This is a genomic window from Actinosynnema sp. NPDC053489 (genome assembly GCF_044544865.1).
Classification (GTDB): domain Bacteria; phylum Actinomycetota; class Actinomycetes; order Mycobacteriales; family Pseudonocardiaceae; genus Actinosynnema.
The window spans coordinates 681,809-703,000 of the sequence record NZ_JBITXT010000001.1 but is presented as its reverse complement, the minus strand read 5'-3'; the positions used below and the strand labels follow the sequence as shown (position 1 = coordinate 703,000).

Here is a 21,192-nt window from a genome sequence, read left to right as displayed (position 1 = left end):
GTCGTGCCGGCGGCGGCCGCACAACCGGTTCACAACGCCGTCCCGGTAGGCAGCGTCCGGGAGCGGGCGCACAAGCGGCCGGCGCGAGACACGGGGTGAGGCATGTTCTGGTGGCGCAGCGGGAAGGCGGCCGCGCGGTTGCTCGCGGTCGCGGCGGTGGTGGGGTTCGCCCTGCCCGGCGGGGTCACGTCGGCGACGGCTGCGGCGTGCGCGCCGGCGGCCGTGGACGTCGGCGACGTGACGCGGGCCGAGGGCACGGGCGCGACGACGGTGTTCCGGTTCCCCGTCTCGGTCGTGGTGGCGGCGGGCTGCCAGGCGTCCGGCTCGGTGCGGTTCCGCACGGTCGACGGCGCGTCCGCCGACCGGGACCCGGCGCGGGCGGGGTCGGACTACGCCGCCACGTCCGGCGTGCTGACCTGGCAGGGCGAGACCGCCACCAAGTACGTCACCGTCGCGGTGGCCGGTGACGCCGTGCCGGAGCTGACCGAGGTGTTCTGGGTCTCCCTCGACCTGCCCACGGGTGTCGTGGTCACCGGGCGCAGCGGGGCGGGGTGGATCACCGACGACGACGCCGGCGGCACCGGGTGCGACCCGAACGACGCGGGCTGTTCCGGCGAGGTGTCCACGGAGGGCACCGGGGTCTGCTGGCGGGACGTGTGCTCGGCGAGCGCGCACTTCCGCGACGCGACGCCCGACACCCGGACCGTGCACGTGCGCACGCTGGACTCCGGCGGCACGCAGCTCGGCTACGTGCCGGTCAAGGACCTGGTGCTCACCGTGCCGCCCGGCGCACGCCGTGCCGTCGTGCGGTTCACCATCACGGCGGCGCCGGGGCAGCAGATGCGCGTCCCGGTGGAGTTCTTCGCACCCTCCTCCGGGAGCCCGGGCAACCTGCGCACGGTGCTGACGCTGGTCACGAGCTGATCAGCTGCGCACGCACGGCTTCGACCTCGGCCGTCGCGTTCTCCTGCCGGTACAGCTCGATCGCCCGGGCCCGGTGGGAGGCCGCGGCGGCCTCGTCGCCCTGCCGCGCGACCACCTCGGCGAGGTCGCGGTGCGCGGTGGCCTGCTCGTAGCCGTCCGGCACGGTCCGGCGCACCGCCAGGGACGATTCCAGGTGCTCGCGGGCGGCGGCCAGGTCGCCGCGGCCGAGGAACGCCCGGCCCAGCCGGTCCAGCGCGACCGCCTCCACGTGCGGGTAGCGGTGCTCCCGGCTGATCGCCAACGCCTGCTCGAACTCGGCCGCGGCGGCCGCGAAGTCCTGTCGCAGCAGGTGCGCCGCGCCGGTGTGCAGCAGGACCTCCATCTCCATCCACACGTACCCGGTGGCGCGGGTCAGCTCCAGCGCCTCGGCGAAGGTCGCCAGCGCCCGCCGGTGGTCGCCCAGCGCCAGTCGCGCCTCGCCGAGCGTGTCGAGGGTGGCGGCCTCCAGCCGGGGCGCGGCCAACCGCCGGAACCCGGCCAGGGCTTCGAGCAGCGGTGCCAGCGCCTCCTCCGCCCGCCCGGTGCGGACCAGCGTGTTGCCGAGGTTGCGCCGGGACAGCGCGAGCCCCAGGTGGTTGCCCGCCGAGCGGCACCGGTCGACCGCCTGCTCGTGCGCCGCGACCGCCTCGTCGAAGCGGCGCAGCTCGGCGTAGGTGTTGGCGAGGTTGTTGTAGACGTGCCCCTCGCCGTTGAGGTCGCCCGCCACGCGCGTCGCCCGCAGCGCCAGGGCGTGCGTGTCCAACGCCTGCCGCAGCCGCCGGGTCATGTAGTAGGCCACGCCCAGCGCCCGCAGCATCTCGGCCTCGGCGAGCGGGTCGCCCAGCTCGCCCGCCGCCGCGGCGCCCTGCCGGCACAGCGCCACCCGCTCCTGCCAGTGCCCGGTGGCGTCGAAGAAGCTGGTCAGCAGGTAGGTGAACTGCCAGGCGGCGGCCAGTCGACCGGTCTCCCGGGCGAAGCGGGCCACCGGCGTCAGGTTGGACCGCTCCGCCTCCAGCAGCGCCAGCGCGGCCTGCCGGTCGGGCAGCGGGGGCACACCGCCGACGGCGTGGCGCGGGGTGGGGGTGACCAGGTCGCGGTTGGGGTCGAGGACGCGGTTGGCGCGGTCGGCCACGAGCAGGTACCAGTCGACCAGCCGGTGGCCCGCCTCGGTGGTCGCGGCGCGGGTTTCGTCCTCGCGGGCGCGCTGCCGCGCGAACTCGCGGATCAGGTCGTGGAACCGGTAGTGGTCCGGGCCCGCGGCGGTGATCAGGTGCGCCGCCCGCAGCTCGCCCGCAGCGGCGTGGGCGACGGCGGGCGGGACCTCGCAGAGGGCCGCCCCGAGCGACGCGGTGAACGTGGTGCCCGGCGTCAGCCCGAGCAGCCGGAACATCCGCGTCTGGGTCAGCTCCAACGGCAGGTAGGCGCTCGTGAGCACGGTCCGCACGGTGCGGGTGTCGCCGTCGACGGCCAGCGCGTCCAGCCGGTTCGCCCCCGCGAGTTCGGCCGCCAACCCGGAGATCGGCGCGTCGGGTTCGCCCGCCAGGCGGGCCGCGGCGATCCTCAGCGCCAGCGGCATCCCGCCGCACAACCGGGCCAGGCGGGCGGCCGGCCCGCGTTCCCGCTCGACCCGCCGCGGGCCCAGCACGCTGCTCAGCAGCGCCAACGACGACCGGTGCGCCAGCACGTCCAGCCGCAGGGGCCGCACCGCGCAGTGCGCGGCCAGCGCGGCGGGCGACTTCCGCGTGGTCACCACCAGCAGGCTGTGGTCCGCGCCCGGCACCAGCGGCAGCACGTGCTCGACCGGACCGGCGTCGTCGACCACGACCAGGCACCGCTTGCCGTGCAGCAGGGACCGGTACAGCGCGGCGCGTTCGGCGGTCGAGCCGGGTAATCGGTCGTCGGGCAGGCCCAGGCCGCGCAGCAGGTGGGCCAACGCGTCGCCGGCGGTCACGGCTCGCCGCGCGTCGTGGCCGCGCAGGTCGAGGAACAGCTGGCCGTCGGGGAAGCGGTGCGCCACGCGGTGCGACCACTCCACCGCCAACGCCGTCTTGCCCATGCCCGCCGCGCCGGACACGACCACGACGGGCCGGTCGTCGCCCGGCTCGTCCAGCACCCGGTCCAGCTCGGCCAGCTCGTCGTCGCGGCCGGTGAAGTAGCCGACGCGGGCCGGCAGCTGCGCGGGCCCGGTCGTGACCGCGGGCGGGCCGCTCAACCCCGGGTCGCGGCGCAGGACCGCGCTGTGCAGGGCCCGCAACCGCGGTCCGGGTTCGGCGCCCAGCTCGTGGGCGATCCGCTCCCGCGCCCGCAGCACGGCCGTCAGCGCCTCGGTGTGCCGTCCGCAGCGGTACAGCGCCAGCACGTGCAGCGCGATCAGCCCCTCGTTGGTCGGGTGCTCGGCCAGCAGCCGCGGCAGCTGCTCGGCCGCCGCGACGTGGTTGCCCAGGCGCAGCTCGGCGTCCCACCGGCCCTCCAGCGCGGTCAGGCGCAGCTCGTGCAGCCGCTCCACCTCGCGCGCACCCCAGCCCGACAGCGGCGCGTCGGTGAACGGCTCGCCCCGCCACAGCCGGGCCGCCTCCCGGAACGCCTCCAGCGCCTCGGCCACCGCGCCCCGCTCGGCGGCCTGCGTGCCGTCCCGGACGCGCCGCTCGAACCGCAGGGCGTCCACCCGCTCCGGCGGCACGTCGAGGGCGTAGCCGGGGTTCGCGGTCCGCAGGACGGGGCCGAAGCCGCAGGCGTCCAACGCCTGCCGCAGGCGCGCCACGTGGCTGTGCAGCGTCCGCACGGCGGTGCGCGGCGGGTCCTCGCCCCACACCGCGTCGACCAGCCGGGTCACCGAGAGCACCTGCCCGGCGTGCAGGGCCAGCAACCCGAGCACGGTCCGCTGCCGCCCGCCCCGCAGCTCCGCAGGTCCGGCCGGGCCGGTGGCGCGCACGCGCCCGAGCACGCCCACCTCGCCCACGTCGGCACCTTCCTCCCCCACGGCGACCGAGCGTAATCAGTCGTGCCGGCTCCGCGAAACGGCTGACCAGCCCAAGGTCACCGGTCCCACAACCGGTTCACAACAGGCGCGCCGCACCGTCACCGGGCCACTGCCCAACCGAGAGTGAGGACCCCATGCACCGCACACCGAGCAGCCGGCGGGGCGCCCTGTTCGCCCTCGTCGTGACCGCCTTGCTGGCCGCGTTCCTGCCGGCCGCGGCCTCGGCGCAGGCGAGCGCCGCGACCGCGGGCATCTACCTGCGCGACAACCTCGCGGACACCGGCGCCGAGCCGGGTTCGGGCGGCATCTGGTCGAGCCCGGACATCACGGTCTGCGCGGGCGGCCCGTGCGCGGCCGACGTGCCGGTCACCCCGACCCTGACCTACTCCGTCTGGGTCAACGTGCACAACAACGACCAGGTCGCCCACACCGGCAAGCTGCGGCTGTACTACACCAAGGCCGGCGGCAACGCGCAGTGGACCGCCGACTGGACCGAGTTCGGCAACGTCACCGCCACCATCCCGCCGGGCGGGCAGCAGCTCATGGTCCCGTGGACCGTGCCGAACGACTGGAAGCACTACTGCCTGCTGGCCCGGTGGGTCGAGGACCCGGCCGACCCGATGGCGTTCGCTGAAGGCCTCAGCACGGAGACCAACACCCGGAACAACAACAACATCGCCTGGCACAACGTCGTGACGGCCACGCACCCGGCCAACGTCGACGTCAGGATGGACTGGATGATCGGCAACCCGCTCCCGCGCGACGTGCGCGCCGGCCTGGTCGTCGCGCCGGTCGGTGAGCCGTTCATCGGGCAGGGCCGCGTCGTGGTCGACCTCGGGCAGGCGCTGACCGAGCGCTGGCGCGCCGCCGGCGGGCAGGCGGTCGGCCTCCGGCAGGTCGGGACCACCCAGTTCCAGGTGGTGGACGCCAAGCAGGCCCGGTTCACCGGCCTGGTGCTCAAGGCGGGCGAGCGGTTGCCCGTCGGCCTGGTCGTCAACGGCACCAGGGACGCCAACGGCAAGCCGTTCACCGTGTTCCAGACCGACGAGCAGGGCGTCGACCGCGGGGGCGTGGAGTACCGCCTGACGTTCCGGTAGGGACTTCCGCCTGGGGGAGGAAGCCCGGGGTGCGCGGCGGGGAGCCGCGCACCCCGGGGCTCGTCCGGCTCCGGTCAGGGCAGTCGGCCGACGCCCGCGTACAGGGCGTCCTGCTCGGCGTCGCGCACCTCGTGCACCCCCTTGTCCGGCCGCCACAGCGAGGTGGTGACCAGGCCCGGCTCGACCAGCTCGAAACCGGTGAACAGCTCCAGCACCTCGGCGCGGCCACGCGGGAAGACGTTGTCGCGGGTGGTCTTCATGGTGCTCACGATGCGGTCGCCGTGCACCGCGCTGAAGTCGTCGGTGAGGTGGGTCAGGGCCAGGTGGCTGCCGGGCGCGAGCGCGTCGCGGTAACGGGCGAACAGGCCCACCGGGTCGGCCGCGTGCGGGATGTAGTGGCCGATGGTGACCGCCAGCAACCCGATCGGCTGGTCGAAGTCGAGCATCCGCCGCGTCGCCGGCGCGTCGAGCACGTCCGAGGCCCGGGTGATGTCGGCGCTCACCATCACCGCGTCGGGGTTGTCCTGCAGCAGCAGGCGGCTGTGCGCGACGGCGACCGGCTCGTAGTCGACGTAGACGACCCGCGTCCCGGGTGCCGCGGCCTGGGCGATCTCGTGGACGTTGCCGACCGTCGGGATGCCCGAGCCCAGGTCGAGGAACTGGCGCACCCCCGCTTCGAGCAGGAACACGACCGCGCGGCGCAGGAACGCCCGGTTCTGCCGCGCGATCTCGCGCACGTTGGGCTGCGCCTCCACGAGCCGCCGCGCCAGTTCGCGGTCGCTGGCGAAGTTGTGGCCGCCGCCGAGCAGGTAGTCGTAGACCCGCGCCACGCTGGGGCTGTCGATGTCGACTTCGTCGGGCACCCACGGCAGCGCCGCGCCCTCGTCCCGGGTCATCGCGGCCCTCCCCGCGCGGCGGGGCGGCCGGTGCCCGGGCGGGCATTTACAAGATCGAACATGTGGTCCACGCGGATCACCTAGGCAGGTCGAGGTCGACAAATCAACCTACCGCCACCGGCATCACCTGATCGGGCTAGAGAGCCTCGACCGGGTGAACGCGCGGGCCGGTCGGCGCGACCCGACCCGTACCGGTGACATCGGGCCGCCCACCGGTTGCCCCGGCGGTGCGCGGGTAGCCGGGACCGGCGACCCCTCCCACCGAAAGGCCCGGACCGTGCCCCTCAACCACCCGGCGGACGCGCACGACACCGGCCGCGAGGACGTCGCGGTCAACCCGGTCTTCACCCGCGAGCCGTTCCGCGTGCCGCGCAACCGCGTGCCCGACGACGGGCTGCCCGCCGACACCGCCTACCAGGTCGTGCACGACGAGCTGATGCTCGACGGCAACGCCCGGCTCAACCTGGCCACGTTCGTGACCACCTGGATGGAGCCGACCGCCCGGGCGCTGATGGCGGAGTGCGCCGACAAGAACATGATCGACAAGGACGAGTACCCGCGCACCGCCGACCTGGAGCAGCGGTGCGTGCGGATGCTGGCCGACCTCTGGCACGCGGCCGACCCCGACCGCGCGACCGGCTGCTCCACCACCGGCTCCAGCGAGGCGTGCATGCTGGCGGGCCTCGCGCTCAAGCGCCGCTGGCAGCACCGCCGCCGCGCCGCGGGTCGCCCCGCCGACCGCCCCAACCTCGTCATGGGCGTCAACGTGCAGGTGTGCTGGGAGAAGTTCGCCAACTACTGGGACGTGGAGGCGCGCCTCGTGCCGATGCGGGGCGACCGGTTCCACCTCACCGCCGAGGAGGCGGTCGAGCACTGCGACGAGAACACGATCGGCGTCGTCGCCGTGCTCGGCTCGACCTTCGACGGCAGCTACGAGCCGGTCGCCGAGATCTGCGCCGCCCTCGACCGGCTGCGCGACGAACGCGGCTGGGACGTCCCCGTCCACGTCGACGGCGCGTCCGGGGCCATGGTCGCCCCGTTCTGCGACCCGGACCTGGAGTGGGACTTCCGGCTGCCCCGGGTCGCCTCGATCAACACCTCGGGCCACAAGTACGGCCTGGTCTACCCCGGTGTCGGCTGGGTGGTCTGGCGCGACGCCGACGCCCTGCCCGAGGACCTGGTGTTCCGGGTCAACTACCTGGGTGGCGAGATGCCCACCTTCGCGCTGAACTTCTCCCGACCCGGCGCCCAGGTCGTCGTGCAGTACTACAACTTCCTGCGGCTGGGCCGCGAGGGCTACCGCCGCGTGCAGTCGTACTGCCGGGAGGTCGCCTCCGACCTGGCCGGCCGCATCGCGGACCTCGGGGCGTTCCGCCTGGTCACCGACGGGCGGCAGTTGCCGGTGTTCGCCTTCACCCTGGCCGAGGGGGAGAGCGGCTACTCCGTCTTCGACGTCTCGGCCGCCCTGCGGGAGCAGGGCTGGCTCGTGCCCGCCTACACCTTCCCCGCCGACCGCGAGGACCTCGCCGTGCTGCGGGTCGTGGTCCGCAACGGGTTCAGCCACGACCTCGCCGACCTGCTCGTCGACGCGCTGCGCCGCGTCCTGCCGCGGCTGCGCCACCAGAGTGAGCCGCAGCGCGGCGAGGAGTCGGCGTCGTTCTCCCACGGCGCGGACACCGCCCGCACGCACCACCAGCCGGCCCACCGCGAAGCCAGGTCGTGACGGGGCGGCCTCCACCCGAACGGCGCTCCCGGTGCGACGCCGGCAGGCGTAGACCGAATGGCATGGCGAAGACACCGAGGATCGCGGGGGCCTGCGCGGCCGCCGCCGTGCTGGCGATGTCCGGCACGACCGCCACCGCGCACGCCGCGGTCGACCAGACCTGCGCGCTCAGCGAGGTGGTCACCTACGACCCGCCGTTGACCAACACCCCGCGGGACGTCACGTTCACCGTCGAGGGGCAGTTGTTCAACTGCACCAGCGGCTCCGCGCCGACCGGGAGCTACCACGAGTCCGGCACGGCGACCAACGCCTCGTGCAGCGGCGTCCTGGCCGCGGGCAGCGGCACGCGGGTCTACACGTGGACCACCAGCGCGATCCCGCCGAGCACCTTCTCCTACAACCGGACCACCACCCGGGTCGGCGGGGAGATCGTGGTCGTCGCCCTCGGCTCCATCACGTCGGGCAGCTTCACGCCCGACCCGGCGAAGTCGACGGGCACCGGCCTGCAACCCAACCCCCTCGCCTGCTCGACCACGGGCGTCTCCACGCTGACCGCCGCCGGGCTGCTGGTGATCGGCCTCTGAGCGCCGGGCGGCCGGCGACCCCGGTCCCGCGGCCCGGTGAGGGTAAATGCGTCGACACCGCCTCTCGGTGCCCGGCAAGGTGGACGACCGTGACGAGCAGTGAGCTGTGGACCCGCGCGGCCGCCGAGCGCTACGACGCCGAGGAGGTCGAGATGTCCTCGGCCGCCGTCCTCGAACCGACCCTGGCGTTCCTCGCCGACCTCGCCGGGGACGGCCGGGCGCTGGAGTTCGCCGTCGGGACCGGACGGGTGGGCGTCCCGCTCCGGGGACGCGGCGTGCCGGTCGTGGGCATCGAGCTGTCCGAGCACATGGCGGCGGTGCTGCGGCGCAAGGTCGACGCGGATTCGCTGCCCGTGGTCATCGGGGACATGGCCACCACCGTCGTCCCCGGCGGGTTCACGCTGGTCTACCTCGTCTACAACACCATCACGAACCTGCTCACGCAGGACGAGCAGGTCGAGTGCTTCCGCAACGCCGCACGACACCTGGTGCCCGGCGGCCGGTTCGTCGTCGAGCTGGGCGTGCCGCCGCTGCGGTTCCTGCCGCCCGGCCAGGTCGCGGTGCCGTTCGACGTCTCCGAGCACCACCTCGGGTTCGACACCTTCGACCTGGTCGAGCAGGTCCTCGTCTCGCACCACCTCACCCGCGACGGCGACGACGGCCGCTACCGGCGCGGTGCCTCCCGGCACCGGTACGCCTGGCCGGCGGAACTCGACCTGATGGCCCGGATCGCCGGGCTCGAGCTGGAGCGCCGCGTCGCCGACTGGCACGGGACGCCGTTCACGCAGGACTCGGCGAAGCACATCTCCGTGTGGCGCAAGCCGACCTGAGGCCGGGCGGCGGGGTGAGCCCGTCGCGGCCGCGGCCCCGGCGGGTTCGGACGTCCCGCGGCTCACGCCCGGGTGGGAGTTCCGATCGGGGTGGTCACCGCGGGTCCACCCGGTCGCCGGCGGCCCCGGTGCCGCGCAACCGGGTCGGGTCGGTGCGCGCCAGCGCTGCCGGCACGCCCAGCCGCCGGCCGGCCTCGTACGCCTCGGCGAAGCGCTCGTCGCCCAACGCGGCCCGGGCGCGGCCGCCCAACGCGCGGACCGCGGGGTCGGTGCGGTCGTCCGCGCCGCGCAGGCGGGCCGCCGCGCCGAGCACCGCGGCCACGTCGGGGAACCGCCCGAGGCGCGCGGCGAGGCCCGCCACGCCCACCGCGACCGACGCCACGACCGGCAGGTCCCCGCTGCCGACCGCGGCCGCGTGCGCCCGTTCCAGCGCCGCTCGCGCGCCGTGCTCGTCGCCGAGTTCGAGGCGGAGCTCGGCCCGCACGGCGGAGACCAGGGCCCGCCCGTGGTCGCCGCCGAACGGGAGCCGGTCGGACAGGCCGGCCTCGGCGGCCTCGACCAGCTCGCGGGCCCGCTCCGGGTCACCGCCGCGCAGCCGCAGCCCGGCCTCGCGGGCGTCCAGCAGCACCACCATCTCCGGCACGGTCGAGCGCAGCGCGCGCTGCCGGGTCGCCGCGATCATCTCCGCGGCCCGCCCGGTCCGGCCCAGCCGCACGTGCAGGTCGATCAGCCGCAGGTCGATGAACGTCTCGTCGCTGTGGCTGAGCGACCCGAACCCCCGGGCCAGCCGCTTGGCCTCGGTCAGGTCGGCCAGCGCGCCGTCGAGGTCGCCGTCGTACTGCCGCAGCAGGGCGCGCAGCGGCAACGCCGTGGCGATCGCCCAGCGGTCGCCCGCCTCGGTGAAGCAGGCCAGGGCCGCGGCCACGTCGTCGGCGACCTGGTCCAGCCTGCCGTCGTTCTCGGCGAGTTCCGCGCGGGCCACCCGGGCCAGCCCGGCCCGCCAGGCGTCCGGGCCGTCGGCCAACCGCCGCACGAGGGGCGCCGGGTCGACCCCGGCCAGGGCGGCGAGCCGGACCGCGGTCGGCACGCCGAACGCGGGCGGCTCCGGGTGGCGCAGCAGCCGGTCGACCAGCGCGTGCGCCGCGTCGCCGACCGGCTCGCCGCGCAGGTCGTGCGCGTCGAGCAGGAGCGCCGCCTCGGCCAGGTCGCGCCGCACGCCCGGCGACGCGGTGGCCGGGTCGAGCCAGCGGGACGCCTCGGCCCGCCGGCCGAGCATGTGCCAGTACCAGGTCAGGTCCGTCGCCAGGGCGAGCGCCGCGTCGACCTCCCCGGTGTCGCGGAGGTGCCGCAGGGCGGCCGTCGCGTTGTCGTGCTCGGCGGTGAGCACGCGCAGCGCGTCGAGCTGGTCGGGGCCGCGCAGGAGCGGGTCGTGGCGGGCGACCAGGTCGGCGAGGTGACGCGCGGCGAGGTCCCGCGCGGCGGTGAGCGCGCCCTGCTCCGCCAGGCGTTCCACGCCGTACTCGCGGATGGTCTCGAGCATCCGGTAGCGGCCGGTGTCGGGCGCGAGCCGGAGCAGCGAGCGGTCGACCAGGGCCGCGAGCAGGTCGCGCACGTGGTGGGGCGGCACCGCCGTTGCGGCGCACACCGCCGCGGCCGAGGCCGGCGTGACGCCGCCGGGCAGCACCGAGATCCGCTCCGCGACCGTGCGCGCGTCCGCGTCGAGCAGGTCCCAGCTCCACGCGATGACCGCCCGCAGGGTGCGGTGCCGGGGAAGGGCCGTCCGGTTGCCGGTGGTGAGCAGGCCGAACCGGTCCGACAACCCGGCCGCCAGGTCGGTCAACGACAGCGCGCGCAGGCGGGCCGCGGCCAGTTCCAGGGCCAGGGGCAGGCCGTCGAGCGCGCGGACGACCCGCAGCACCTCGGCGAGGTTGCGCCGGTCGACGTCGAACCCCGGCCGCACGGCCGCCGCCCGTTCGGCGAACAGCCGCACCGACGCCGTGCCGCGGGCCTGCTCGACGTCCGCGTCCGGTGCGGGCAGGGCGAGCGGGCCGAGCGGGACCAGCGCCTCGCCGTCGACCGCCAGCGGCTCGCGGCTGGTGGCCAGCACCCGCAGGCCCGAGCACCGGGTCAGCAGCGCCGAGACCAGGTGGGCCACGGCGTCGACCAGGTGCTCGCAGTTGTCCACCACCAGCAGGGCCTCCCGGCCGCCCAGCCGCTCCACCAGCACGTCGAGGTCGCCGACCGGTCCGGCCGGCTCGAACAGCGCCGTGCCGCGCAGCCCGATCCCGGCGACCAGCGCCGGCCCGACCTCCGCCGGCCCGGTGACGGAGGAGAGGTCGACGAGCCAGACGCCGTCGCGGTGGTCCCGCCGGCGCGCGGCTTCCACGGCCAGGCGGGTCTTGCCCGCGCCGCCGGGGCCGAGCACGGTGACCAGCCGCCCGGTGGCCAGCAGCGCGTCGATCCGGGCGAGTTCGTCGGCGCGTCCGACGAAGCTGGTCAGGGGCGCGGGCAGGCGGCTCGGCGGGCTCACCTCGGCGACGGGCTCGGCGCGCAGCAGCCTCAGGTGGCGCCCGCGCAGCGCGGCTCCGGGGTCGACGCCCAGGACGTCGGCCAGGGATTCGCGCACGCGTTCGTAGCAGGCCAGGGCCTCGCCTTCGCGGCCCTGGGCGACGAGCGCGTCCATGAGCACCGCGGCGGCGCGCTCGTGGACGGGGTGGTCGGCGAGCAGCGCGGTCAGCCGGGCCGCTGCCGCGTCGGCCCGGCCGCAGGCCAGCTCGGCCTCGGCCAGGTCGGCGACGGCCTCGACCGAGGCGTGGGCCAGCCGCGTCGCCACCGCCGGCGCGACCGCGACCACGGCCGGCGGCTCGGCGCCGGGGTGGTCGCCCCACAGCGCGACGGCCTCGCCGAGCACGGCCGCCGCGGCCCGCGGGTCGCCGGCGCGCAGGCGGTCGCGGCCGGTGGCGGCGAGCCGCTCGAACCGCAGCGCGTCCACGTCGGCGGCGTCCACGGCGAGCCGGTAGCCGCCCGCGACCGCGGTGACGTCGCCGGTCGAGCCGAGCGCCCGGCGCAGGCGCGAGGCCAGGGCCTGGAGGGCGTGGCCCGGGTCGGTCGGCGGGTCCTCGGCCCAGATCGCGTCGACCAGGGCGTCCTGCTCGACCGGGCGCCCGCCCGCCAGCGCCAACCGCACGGCCAGCCCGCGCAGCCGGGCACCGGGGACGGTGCGGGCGACGTCACCGCGCCACACCCGGAACGCGCCGAGCAGCGCGAAGCGAAGCCGCACTCCCCCGTCCACCCCCCGATCCTCGCGTGCGCGCCCGCGGCCACGCCACGCGGGTCGAGGTGAGCGCCGTGTGCGCCGCGTGTGAACGGCCGGCGTCAGGGTCACCGCACCGAACGACGAAGGGGGATTCCCCGTGCACGACGTGGTGATCGCCGGAGCCGGCCCGGTCGGCCTGTTCCTGGCCTGCGAGCTCGGTCTGGGTGGCTGCTCGGTCCTGGTGCTCGAACGGGAGCCGCGGCCGGGTTCGCGGTGGCGGGCCGCGCCGCTGGGGCTGCGGGGCCTGTCGGCGGCCTCGGTCCAGGCGTTCCACCGACGCGGCCTGGCGGACCGGCTGGTGGCCGCGTCGGGCGTCCGCGACGCCCCGTCGGGACCGCCGGCCGTCGGCCACTTCGCCGGGATGGCGCTCGACCCGGCCAAGGTCGACCTCGACGCGCTGCCGCACCGACTGGCCGGCGCCGTGCCGCGGGGGTTGATGACGAGCCTCGAAGCCGTCGAGGCGGTGCTGGCGGAGCGGGCCGCCGGGCTCGGCGTGGAGATCCGGCGCGGTGTCGCGGTGTCCGACGTGGAACCGGGCCCGGACGGCGTGGTCGTCCACGCCGGCGGGCAGCGGCACGCGGCGCGCTGGGTCGTCGGGTGCGACGGCGGTCGCAGTGCCGTGCGCCGGGCCGCGGGCTTCGGGTTCGTCGGGACGCAGCCGCTGTTCACGGGCTACACCATGCTGGTCGACGTCGACCGGCCCGAGGTGCTGCGCCCCGGGTTCCACCCGACGCCCGACGGCATGTACCTCCGGATGCCCGCCGAAGGGCACCTCGGCGTGGTGGACTTCGACGGCGGCGCGTTCGACCGCGGGCGGCAACCCGATCGGGCGCACCTGCAAGCGGTGCTGCGCCGGGTGTCCGGCACCGACGTCACGCTGACCGCCGTCCACCTCGTCTCCACCTTCACCGACCGGGCGATGCAGGCCACGACCTACCGGCGCGGCCGCGTGCTGCTCGCCGGCGACGCCGCGCACGTCCACTCCCCGTTGGGCGGGCAGGGGCTCAACACCGGCCTCGGCGACGCGCTGAACCTGGGGTGGAAGCTGGCGGCGGTGGTGCGCGGGAGGGCGTCGGAGGCGCTCCTCGACACCTACACCGGGGAACGCCACCCGGTGGGCGCCGACGTGCTCGACTGGACCCGCGCCCAGTCGGCAGCGATGCGACCGGACGCGCACGGCCGGGCCGTGCAGGGCGTGCTGCGCGACCTGCTCGGCACCCGTGACGGCACCACCTACGCCTACGGGAGGGTCTCCGGGGCGTCGCTGCGCCACGACCTCGGGGGCAGGCACCCGCTGGTGGGGCTCACCGCCCCGGACTTCCGGTTGGCGGACGGCACGGGCCTGGCCGACCTGATGCGGGACGGGCGGGCCGTCCTGCTCGACTTCGACGGGCTGCTGCACGGCAGGGCGGTCGGCCGGGAGGAGCTGCGCCACGTGACCGGTCCGGCGGCGGACGACCCGGGGCCCGGCGACCGGGGGCCGGACAATCCGGGGCTGGACAATCCGGGGCTGGGCGACCGGGAACTGGGCGACCGGGAACTGGGCGACCTCGGGCTGGGTGCCGTGCTCGTGCGGCCGGACGGCGTCGTGGCCTGGGCGGCCGACCGCGACCCCGACCGCGATCCGGACCCGGCAGCGCTCGACCGGGCCGTCGGCCGGTTCCTCCGCGGGGACGGCCCCCGGTGACCTGACGGGTGCCGCCACCGGGGGCGTCCCCGGTGGCGGCACCTCGCTACCCGCGGTCCGGCGTCACCTCAGGTGCCGGGCGAAGAACCGGTTCGCGTCGTCCCCCTCGAAGGCCGGGACGCCGGTGTGCCCGCCCAGGTTGGCGTGCAGCGTCTTCTCGGTCGACCCGAAGGCGTCGAACAGGTCCAGGGCCTGCTGCCGGTCGTTGCCCTCGTCGTCCCACTGGAGCAGCACCAGCAGCGGGGTGGTGACCTTCCGCGCCTCCTCGACGATGGCGCGGGGCACGTAGCTCCCGGCGAACAGCACGGCGGCCGCGACGCGCGGCTCGACCGCCGCCAGCCGGACGCCGACGGAGATGATCCCGCCGGAGTACCCGACGGGACCGCTGATCCCGGGCAGGTCGAGCAGGGCGTCCAGCAGCGCCTGCCACTCCGGGACGGCCTGGTCGACCAGCGGGAGGACGAGCCGGTCCACGACCGCGTCGTCGACCCGTTCACCGGCCTGCACCGCGCGGCGCAGGTCGGCGCGCGCCTGGTCGGCGGCGGCGGACCGGGGCCGGTCGCCGGCTCCGGGCAGCTCCAGGGTGGCGGCGGTGTAGCCGGCCGCCACGGCGTGCCGGGCGCGGGCCGCCAGGCGGGGGTACATGGTCGACAACCCGCCGGGGTGGCCGATCAGGACCAGCGGGGCCGGCTCGGACGTGGACGCGGGCGTCCACAACAGGCCGGGGACGTCGCCGAGGGTGAACGCGCGCTCGAGGACGGCGTCGTCGAGGCGGCGTTCGGAGGTGAAGCGCATGGTCGTGCCTTTCGGGAGTGCTCGGTGACGGCGCTCCCGGACGACCTACCGCCCGACCGTGGCCCTGGAGAGGAGCACCCACGTCGAATCGTTCACGGGTACCACCTCCTCGTTCTCTCGCACGGCCTCGGGGAAGGTACCAGCGGCCGCGCCCCCTCCGCCACCGGATTCGCCGGAGGGACGACCGCGACCTCCCGCCCGGTGACCGGTCCAGGACGGATCGGCGGGTCCGCTCCGCTCGTGGCGCGAGACGTTGTCGGCACCGCGGGCGCGAAAAACGTATAACGCTCGAAAAACGTCGCCACGAGCCATGCAGCGGGAACGGCGTTTCGGCGCACGGCTGTCATGACGTCGGTTGCGAGCGCAGTCACGCCGAACGCCACTCGGGCACACCGGTCCTCGCGTACGAGCGGATCGCGAACGGCCTCGGCGGGCGCACTATGATCGCTTCGCCAAGGCGATCGCGGGCAATCGGACCATCCAGCGAGGTGTTGATGGCACTCACGCCGACCCCTGAGCAAAGCGCTGCCCGGGACGTGTTCGTCACGGGCCGCGACCTCGCTCTGGTCGCGGGTGCCGGAACGGGGAAGACCGCCACACTCGTGCAGATGGCCGCGACCACCCGCCGGCGAGGTCTGTACGTAGCCTTCAACAAGGCGATCGCCGACGAAGCCGGCACCCGGTTCGGCGGCAACGTGCGGTGTCGCACCGCGCACTCCCTGGCCTACCAGGCCGTCGGTAGCCGGTACCAGGAGCGATTACGCTCGCAGACCCGCATCCCGGCCTGGCAGACCGCACGCAGGCTGGGGATCACCCGGGACCTCTCCGTCGGCACGCACCGCATCAAGGTCAACCACCAGGCTCGCCTGGTCATGGGCATGATCCGCAGGTTCTGCTACTCGACCGACAAGCACGTCATGGCTCGCCACCTAGAGCCGGTCACCGGCTTGGACAGCGACGGCCAGGAATACCTGGCCCGAGCCCTCCTCACTTATGCGACGCTCGCGTGGGAGGACATCCTTTCCGACCGCGGCACCCTCCGGTTCGAACACGACCACTACCTCAAGATGTGGGCACTCACCAATCCGGTCCTCCCCGGGGACTTCATCATGCTGGACGAGGCCCAGGACACCAATCCGGTGCTCGAGGAGATCTTCCTGAAGCAGAGCGCCCAACGGGTCTGCGTCGGCGACCCGGCCCAGCAGATCTACGGCTGGCGTGATGCCCGCGACGTGATGACCGGCTTTCCGGCGGAAACCCTGCGCCTCACCGAGTCGTTCAGGTTCGGCCCCAGGATCGCGGAGGAGGCCAACCGCTGGTTGCGACACGCCGAATCACCGCTGAGGTTGACCGGCCGCGGCCTCGACAACTCGAGGATCGGCGAGGTGAGCGATCCCGATGTGGTCCTGTGCCGGGGAAACGCCGACGCCATGCAAGAGGTCATGGCGTACTTGGACCAGGGTGTGCCCGTCGCCCTGACCGGCGGTGGCGACACCATCCGGCGCATCGCCTCCGCGGCCGAGGAGTTGAAGGCGGGCAAGCGGACCAGCCACCCCGAGTTGTTCCTGTTCACCTCGTGGGGCGAGGTGCAGGACTACGTCGAGAACGACAAAGCCGGGCAGGACTTGAAGTCCATCGTGAAGCTGGTCGACAAGTACGGCCCGGAACAGGTTCTGCGCGCGGTGGGCAGTCTCTCGACCGAGGATGACGCGGAGGTCGTGGTCTCCACCGCGCACAAGGCGAAAGGCCGCGAGTGGGCGACTGTTCGGATCGGGCCGGGCTTCGAGGCTCCCTCCACCGACGACGACGGCCTGCCCAGGGGCGTCAACGCCGCCGAAGCCCGCCTGATCTACGTCGCGGTCACCCGAGCCCGCCTCGTCTTGGACCTCGAAGGCGTCTCGTGGATCGACGAGCACGAGAAGGGCTCGGTGAACCGGACCGCGTCGACGGCCGCACTCAGCCTCACCGGCCAACTGCGCCATCCCGACTCACCCGTCGCCCGCTTCATGGCAGGCCACCTACCCGCCACGGCGGACCTCCTGCGCGACTACCACAAGCACTTGGCGACCCTGCCCCACCCCGTCCAACCGATCGACGTCCGGTACCCGGACTGGTCGGGCATCGGCCACACCGTCGACTACCGGCTCCGCTTGTCCTTCGGCGGTGATCTCGGCCCCGCGGTCGTGCGGGGCGTGAACCTGTTGGCGAGCCGCCACCACTTGCGCGGCGCGCCGCCCGAGCCCGCGCGGCGACGGTTGTCCGGTGTCGGCGAGGAACTGCTGGCGACGATCGACGCCGACCTGACGGGCTCGACCGCTCACGACGACAACACCTTGACCAGGTTGTGCTATGTGGCCGCGTCCTTCGAGGACATCTATCGCACCGCGCAGATCCGCCGCTACAGCATGCTCTCCGGCCGCGACGCCACGACCACTCTCGCGGAGCTCGTCGCCGCGGTACCGGCGTACGTGGTCGACGACGTCCGTGCCCAACTGGCCTTGGCACACCGCCCGCTGAGTGGGTTCCGCGCCCTGCCCCCAGCGGCCAAGGTGTGCGGTCCGGAGTTCACGGGGAGCATCGACGTGCCGGCGGACGCCGACTACATCCTGGGAGGTCTGCTCCTGGATTGCAAGTCGACGAAGGACCCCCATCGGATCGGTCGGGATGAGCTGCACCAACTGGCGGGTTACCTGCTGCTGGACTACGACGACCATTACCGGATCGACAGAGTGGGCCTCTACCTGTCGCGCCAGGGCGGCCTGGTCGTCTGGAGCGTCGAGGAGTTCCTCGGGAAGCTGGGCGCGACAGCACCACTGGCCGTTCTGCGGGACCGCTTGCGGGCGCACCTGCACCAGGGGCGGAGAGATCGAGCCCTACACCGGTGACAACCCGGAGCGGCTGCTCCTCCGAGCGACGCGGGTCCTCGCGCGGTGTCCGGGTGGACCGGACCGCCCCTCGCGGCCGGGAGTGCCCCGCGCACCCGGTCACAGCGAGGCCCGCGCCGTTTCAGCTCGCGATACCCGCGCGCCTTGAACGCTCCGCCGTCGAACCCTTCGATGCCGCTGGTTGCGCTGTCACCGGATCAATGGCGCACGGCGGGCCGGCCGCGTGGCCGACCCGCCGCTCCCCCCTCCCCCCGCATCAGGACGCCAAGCGGTCGACCCACTCCTTGATGATCGGACGGGTCGCGGGTGTGGCGTGCACCCAGTGCTGGCCGCGGTCGTCGGTGTAGCGGACGACCAGCCACCGGCCGTCGGGGCAGTCGAGCGTGGTGACGAACGAGTCCGACCGCCGACGCCGCCCGTACCGGTCGCGCCTGGCCGCGAACAGCTTCGCCACGCCGGTGCGCGGCCGCCGCAGCAGCTCGACCAGCGCCCGCGACCGCTGCGCCTCCTCGGCGCGGGCGTTGATCGACGAACCCCGACCGGCGGGCAGCTCCGGCAGGCACGCCACCAGCGTGTCCGACGGATCACCCCGCAGGGCGCCCAGGCGCACGTGGCCGTTGTCCCGCAGCGCGAAGACGCCGTGCCGCCCGGCCGCGGCGGCGACGACCGGCAGCGTGACCTCGCGGTTGAACGCGATCCAGCCGAAGCACTCGAAGTCGGCGAAGGCCAGCACCCGCAACGCCTCCAGCGCCTCGTCCACCCGCACGCCCTCGCGCCGCAGCGCGTGCTCGACCTCCAGGGCGTTGGCCTCGGCGGGCGGCACGTGCAGCACGGTGTGGTGCTCGCCGAGGTCTTCGTGCCGCCACAGCACGTCGAACGCCGTGTCGGACAGGACCACCGGTGCGCGCGACATCAGTCCTCCCCGATCACGGGTGACACGCTGCCGGGCAGCCTGCCGACGAGCGCGTCGGCTTCCTCGTCGAGGTACACGGTCCGCTTGTGCACCTGGTCTTCCTCGTCCCGCGCGTGGGGGGCGTGCGGCGCGAAACCGCCCGTGCCCGCCACCCCTGCCCGACCGGCCGCGCCCCGGGCACCGGCCGCGGCGGGTGCGCCCGCCGGCGTCGTGCCGAGGACCCCGGACCGGTCGCCCGCCGCCAGGGGACCCCGCGAACCCCTGGTGCCCGTCGGGTCGCCGATGCCGATCCCGCCCGGCAGCACCGGAACGCCGCTGGACAGGTGGTCGCCCTTCGGGACGTTCGACGTGTGCGCGGTGTCCCGACCCGTCGGCGGGCGCGCCGTGACCGGCAGCCCGCCGGGCACGCCGGCGGCCCAGTCGGCCACGGCGGTGCGGTCGCCGGACGGCCTCGGCGCGGGCGGCACGGTGACGGCGGGCGTCCGGCCGTCGGGACCCCCTTCCTCGCGGCCGACACCGCTGGAGGACGTCCTGCCGCCCCCCGACGGCGGCTGCGGCGGTGACGACGAGGGCGACGACGAGGGTGACGAGGGCGCACCGCCACCACCGCCCGCGCCCACCGACGGCGGAGCGGACGTCCGGTCGCCACCACCCGCGCCCGCGGCGGACGGCGAGGTGGCGTCCCCGCCGCCGACCCGCGGCGGGGCGGACGGCCCGGACCCCACCCCGGCCCCACCCCCGGCCTGGAGCGAGGTGTCCGCGCCCGCGCCGCCCGCCGCCGGTGCGACCTGCGGCAGCATCGCCTGGTTCTGGGCGGTCGCCTCGACGTACACGGCGTAGACCCGGCGGTTGTTCGCGTCGGCCTCGAACCACGCCTTGCGCGCGAGCTCGTTGTCGGTGTCCCACGGCGTGGTCTCGTCCCACAGGGTCAGCTCCGGCGGTTCCGGCGTCGCCATCGGCAGCACCTGCCCGCGCAGCTGGGTGCAGCTCTGGGCCTGCGCCCGCAACGATGCCTCGGCCTGCTCCAGCACCTCCTGCTCGTGCTGGAGGGCCTGCTCGATCGGTCGCGCGGCCTGCGCGGCCCGGTCCGCCGCCCCGCCCCGCCACGCGGCCTGCAGCTCCGCGGTGAGCCGGCGCAGCTCGTCGGCGAGGGTCTGCAGGCGCGTGCGCGCTTCCTTCGCCGCGTCCGCCGCCCGGACGAGCCCTTCGGGGCCCGCACCCCGCGACACCAGCTCGTGGATCGCGTAACCGGTGAGCGCCGCCATCAGCCCCTCCCCGTCAGCCGTCGCTGGTTCTCGTGCTCGGTCGTCGCGTACTGGTCGACCGACGCCGTCAGCTCCTCGACCCGCGTGCCCAGGTCCCGCTCGACGGCCGCCAGCGCGTCGAGGTGCGCCCGGCCGACGTCGCGGACGGCGGTGACGTAGGCGGTGGTCGCCGGGTCGGTCATCGGGGGCTCGATCCCCGCGAGCGCCTGGCTGAGCCCGCTGACCGCGATCAGGTCGTCGCGCGCCTTGTCGTGCCGGTCGACCACCCGGCGGAGGGTCTCGATGGTCACTTCGATATCGCCCATGCCGGAAGGGTGGCGGCTCCGGGCGGGGACCCCTCCCCCGGCGGGACCGCTCCACCCCGGTGCCGCGGGAATGCGGTTCCCCCGACGGCGTTGCCCCCTACCATCGCCTGAGGCCGGGAGGGGTCCCGGGGCGGTCCGGCGACACTGCGCGGGAACCCGAGGAGGCCGCATGAACACGCCAAGCCTGGCGCGGGACGTGCCCCGCGCCGCGCCCGGAGCCGTCGTCGCGCTCGCGCTCAGCGGCAAGCTCAGCGTCGACCCGGTCGAGGGCCGCAACGTTCGGTTCGGCCGCAACCGGCCCGCCGTCGACCTGTGCGTCGGCGAGACCGACCCGCGGGTGAGCCGGCAGCACGGCCTGCTGACCCGCCGCGCCGGGCGGTGGTGGGTCACCAACACCGGCCGGCTGCCGATCCGCCTGCCGCGGACGCGGTGGTTGTTCCGCGACGAGGACCCGGTGCCGCTGCCCGACGGCTACACGCCGCTGTTCATCCGCGGCTCGCACGACCGCGAGCACCTGCTGGAGCTGTACGTCGCCGGCGAGGACGGCGGCCACCCGGCCACCCACCACGGCGTCGCGACCCAGCCGCCCAAGCGGTGGCGGCTCACGGCCGACGAGCACCTGGCGCTGGTCGTGCTGGGCCAGCGCTACCTGCTGCACGAGGCCAACCCGCAGCCGGTGTCGCGGCAGCACGCCGCCCAGGTCCTGCACGAGCTCCAGCCGGACGCGGGCTGGGGCGTCAAGCGCGTCGAGCACCTCGTCGCCGACGTGCGGGCCAGGCTGTCCGCCGCCGGGGTGCACGGGCTGCTGCGCGAGGAGGTCGGCGAGCCCGTCGGCAACGCGCTGAACCACAACCTGCTGCGCGAGCTGATCCTGTCGACCACCCTCGTGCCGCCGGACCTGGCGCTGCTGGACGACCTGCCCTGATCTCCCCGCGGACCCGGTCTCCCGGCCG

General features: G+C 75.1%; 15 protein-coding genes. 8 read left to right on the top strand and 7 right to left on the bottom strand.

The annotated features are described in order from the left end of the window. The first annotated feature begins 102 nt into the window (after positions 1 to 102). Complete coding sequence (locus tag ACIGNX_RS02640; protein ID WP_396535539.1) at positions 103 to 924, top strand: Calx-beta domain-containing protein; 822 nt, start codon at positions 103 to 105, stop codon at positions 922 to 924. Here the strand turns inward: ACIGNX_RS02640 and ACIGNX_RS02635 are convergent. Beyond that, a complete protein-coding gene (locus tag ACIGNX_RS02635; RefSeq protein ID WP_396535537.1) occupies positions 914 to 3,943 on the bottom strand; it encodes a BTAD domain-containing putative transcriptional regulator in 3,030 nt (1,009 codons plus the stop codon). The genes ACIGNX_RS02640 and ACIGNX_RS02635 overlap by 11 nt on opposite strands. A 134-nt stretch (positions 3,944 to 4,077) precedes the next feature. Here ACIGNX_RS02635 and ACIGNX_RS02630 point away from each other — a divergent pair, with 134 nt between their 5' ends. Further along, positions 4,078 to 5,040 (top strand): hypothetical protein, encoded by a 963-nt coding sequence (locus ACIGNX_RS02630; RefSeq protein ID WP_396535535.1) that lies wholly within the window; start codon positions 4,078 to 4,080, stop codon positions 5,038 to 5,040. Positions 5,041 to 5,114: 74 nt separating this feature from the next. On the opposite strand, the gene ACIGNX_RS02625 is transcribed toward ACIGNX_RS02630, so the two are convergent. After that, the gene (locus ACIGNX_RS02625) at positions 5,115 to 5,936 is read right to left on the bottom strand and encodes an SAM-dependent methyltransferase (RefSeq protein ID WP_396535533.1); all 822 of its coding nucleotides are present in this window, start codon (positions 5,934 to 5,936) and stop codon (positions 5,115 to 5,117) included. A gap of 364 nt (positions 5,937 to 6,300) precedes the next feature. Here ACIGNX_RS02625 and ACIGNX_RS02620 point away from each other — a divergent pair, with 364 nt between their 5' ends. From ACIGNX_RS02620 to ACIGNX_RS02610, 3 genes are all read left to right on the top strand, one after another. Further along, positions 6,301 to 7,659, top strand: a complete 1,359-nt coding sequence (locus ACIGNX_RS02620; protein WP_396535656.1) for a glutamate decarboxylase — start codon at positions 6,301 to 6,303, stop codon at positions 7,657 to 7,659. Positions 7,660 to 7,721: 62 nt separating this feature from the next. Further along, positions 7,722 to 8,243 carry a hypothetical protein gene (locus ACIGNX_RS02615; protein ID WP_396535531.1) on the top strand — a complete coding sequence of 174 codons (522 nt, stop codon included), beginning with the start codon at positions 7,722 to 7,724 and terminating at the stop codon, positions 8,241 to 8,243. Positions 8,244 to 8,332: 89 nt separating this feature from the next. Then, the gene (locus tag ACIGNX_RS02610; RefSeq protein WP_396535529.1) at positions 8,333 to 9,073 is read left to right on the top strand and encodes a class I SAM-dependent DNA methyltransferase; all 741 of its coding nucleotides are present in this window, start codon (positions 8,333 to 8,335) and stop codon (positions 9,071 to 9,073) included. A 94-nt stretch (positions 9,074 to 9,167) separates the two neighbouring features. Here the strand turns inward: ACIGNX_RS02610 and ACIGNX_RS02605 are convergent, their stop codons facing one another. Then, complete coding sequence (locus tag ACIGNX_RS02605) at positions 9,168 to 12,365, bottom strand: BTAD domain-containing putative transcriptional regulator (protein WP_396535527.1); 3,198 nt, start codon at positions 12,363 to 12,365, stop codon at positions 9,168 to 9,170. 121 nt (positions 12,366 to 12,486) lie between these two features. Between ACIGNX_RS02605 and ACIGNX_RS02600 the strand changes: the two genes are divergently transcribed. Next, positions 12,487 to 14,076, top strand: coding sequence for an FAD-dependent monooxygenase (locus ACIGNX_RS02600; RefSeq protein ID WP_396535525.1), 1,590 nt, complete (start codon positions 12,487 to 12,489; stop codon positions 14,074 to 14,076). A 63-nt stretch (positions 14,077 to 14,139) separates the two neighbouring features. Here the strand turns inward: ACIGNX_RS02600 and ACIGNX_RS02595 are convergent, their stop codons facing one another. Next, entirely contained in the window at positions 14,140 to 14,871 is a 732-nt protein-coding gene (locus ACIGNX_RS02595) for an alpha/beta hydrolase (protein ID WP_396535523.1), read from the bottom strand. Between the two features lie 494 nt (positions 14,872 to 15,365). Here ACIGNX_RS02595 and ACIGNX_RS02590 point away from each other — a divergent pair, with 494 nt between their 5' ends. Beyond that, positions 15,366 to 17,756 carry a UvrD-helicase domain-containing protein gene (locus ACIGNX_RS02590; protein ID WP_396535654.1) on the top strand — a complete coding sequence of 797 codons (2,391 nt, stop codon included), beginning with the start codon at positions 15,366 to 15,368 and terminating at the stop codon, positions 17,754 to 17,756. Positions 17,757 to 18,012: 256 nt separating this feature from the next. Here ACIGNX_RS02590 and ACIGNX_RS02585 read toward each other — a convergent pair whose 3' ends face one another. From ACIGNX_RS02585 to ACIGNX_RS02575, 3 genes are read right to left on the bottom strand one after another with little or no spacing between them, the layout of a single operon-like run. Next, the gene (locus tag ACIGNX_RS02585) at positions 18,013 to 18,669 is read right to left on the bottom strand and encodes an ESX secretion-associated protein EspG (RefSeq protein WP_396535521.1); all 657 of its coding nucleotides are present in this window, start codon (positions 18,667 to 18,669) and stop codon (positions 18,013 to 18,015) included. Beyond that, complete coding sequence (locus tag ACIGNX_RS02580; protein ID WP_396535519.1) at positions 18,669 to 19,934, bottom strand: PPE domain-containing protein; 1,266 nt, start codon at positions 19,932 to 19,934, stop codon at positions 18,669 to 18,671. The genes ACIGNX_RS02585 and ACIGNX_RS02580 overlap by 1 nt, the downstream gene beginning before the upstream one ends. Continuing rightward, a complete protein-coding gene (locus ACIGNX_RS02575; RefSeq protein ID WP_396535517.1) occupies positions 19,934 to 20,239 on the bottom strand; it encodes a hypothetical protein in 306 nt (101 codons plus the stop codon). Before ACIGNX_RS02575 ends, ACIGNX_RS02580 begins: the two co-directional genes overlap by 1 nt. A gap of 169 nt (positions 20,240 to 20,408) precedes the next feature. Here ACIGNX_RS02575 and ACIGNX_RS02570 point away from each other — a divergent pair, with 169 nt between their 5' ends. Next, positions 20,409 to 21,164 carry an FHA domain-containing protein gene (locus ACIGNX_RS02570; RefSeq protein WP_396535515.1) on the top strand — a complete coding sequence of 252 codons (756 nt, stop codon included), beginning with the start codon at positions 20,409 to 20,411 and terminating at the stop codon, positions 21,162 to 21,164. The last annotated feature ends 28 nt before the right edge of the window (positions 21,165 to 21,192 follow it).

Coding starts and splice junctions, on each gene's coding strand:
- ACIGNX_RS02640 (WP_396535539.1), top strand. CDS start 103: ATGTTCTGGTGGCGCAGCGGGAAGGCGGCCGCGCGGTTGCTCGCGGTC.
- ACIGNX_RS02630 (WP_396535535.1), top strand. CDS start 4,078: ATGCACCGCACACCGAGCAGCCGGCGGGGCGCCCTGTTCGCCCTCGTC.
- ACIGNX_RS02625 (WP_396535533.1), bottom strand. CDS start 5,936: ATGACCCGGGACGAGGGCGCGGCGCTGCCGTGGGTGCCCGACGAAGTC.
- ACIGNX_RS02615 (WP_396535531.1), top strand. CDS start 7,722: ATGGCGAAGACACCGAGGATCGCGGGGGCCTGCGCGGCCGCCGCCGTG.
- ACIGNX_RS02595 (WP_396535523.1), bottom strand. CDS start 14,871: ATGCGCTTCACCTCCGAACGCCGCCTCGACGACGCCGTCCTCGAGCGC.
- ACIGNX_RS02590 (WP_396535654.1), top strand. CDS start 15,366: ATGGCACTCACGCCGACCCCTGAGCAAAGCGCTGCCCGGGACGTGTTC.
- ACIGNX_RS02585 (WP_396535521.1), bottom strand. CDS start 18,669: ATGTCGCGCGCACCGGTGGTCCTGTCCGACACGGCGTTCGACGTGCTG.
- ACIGNX_RS02580 (WP_396535519.1), bottom strand. CDS start 19,934: ATGGCGGCGCTCACCGGTTACGCGATCCACGAGCTGGTGTCGCGGGGT.
- ACIGNX_RS02575 (WP_396535517.1), bottom strand. CDS start 20,239: ATGGGCGATATCGAAGTGACCATCGAGACCCTCCGCCGGGTGGTCGAC.
- ACIGNX_RS02570 (WP_396535515.1), top strand. CDS start 20,409: ATGAACACGCCAAGCCTGGCGCGGGACGTGCCCCGCGCCGCGCCCGGA.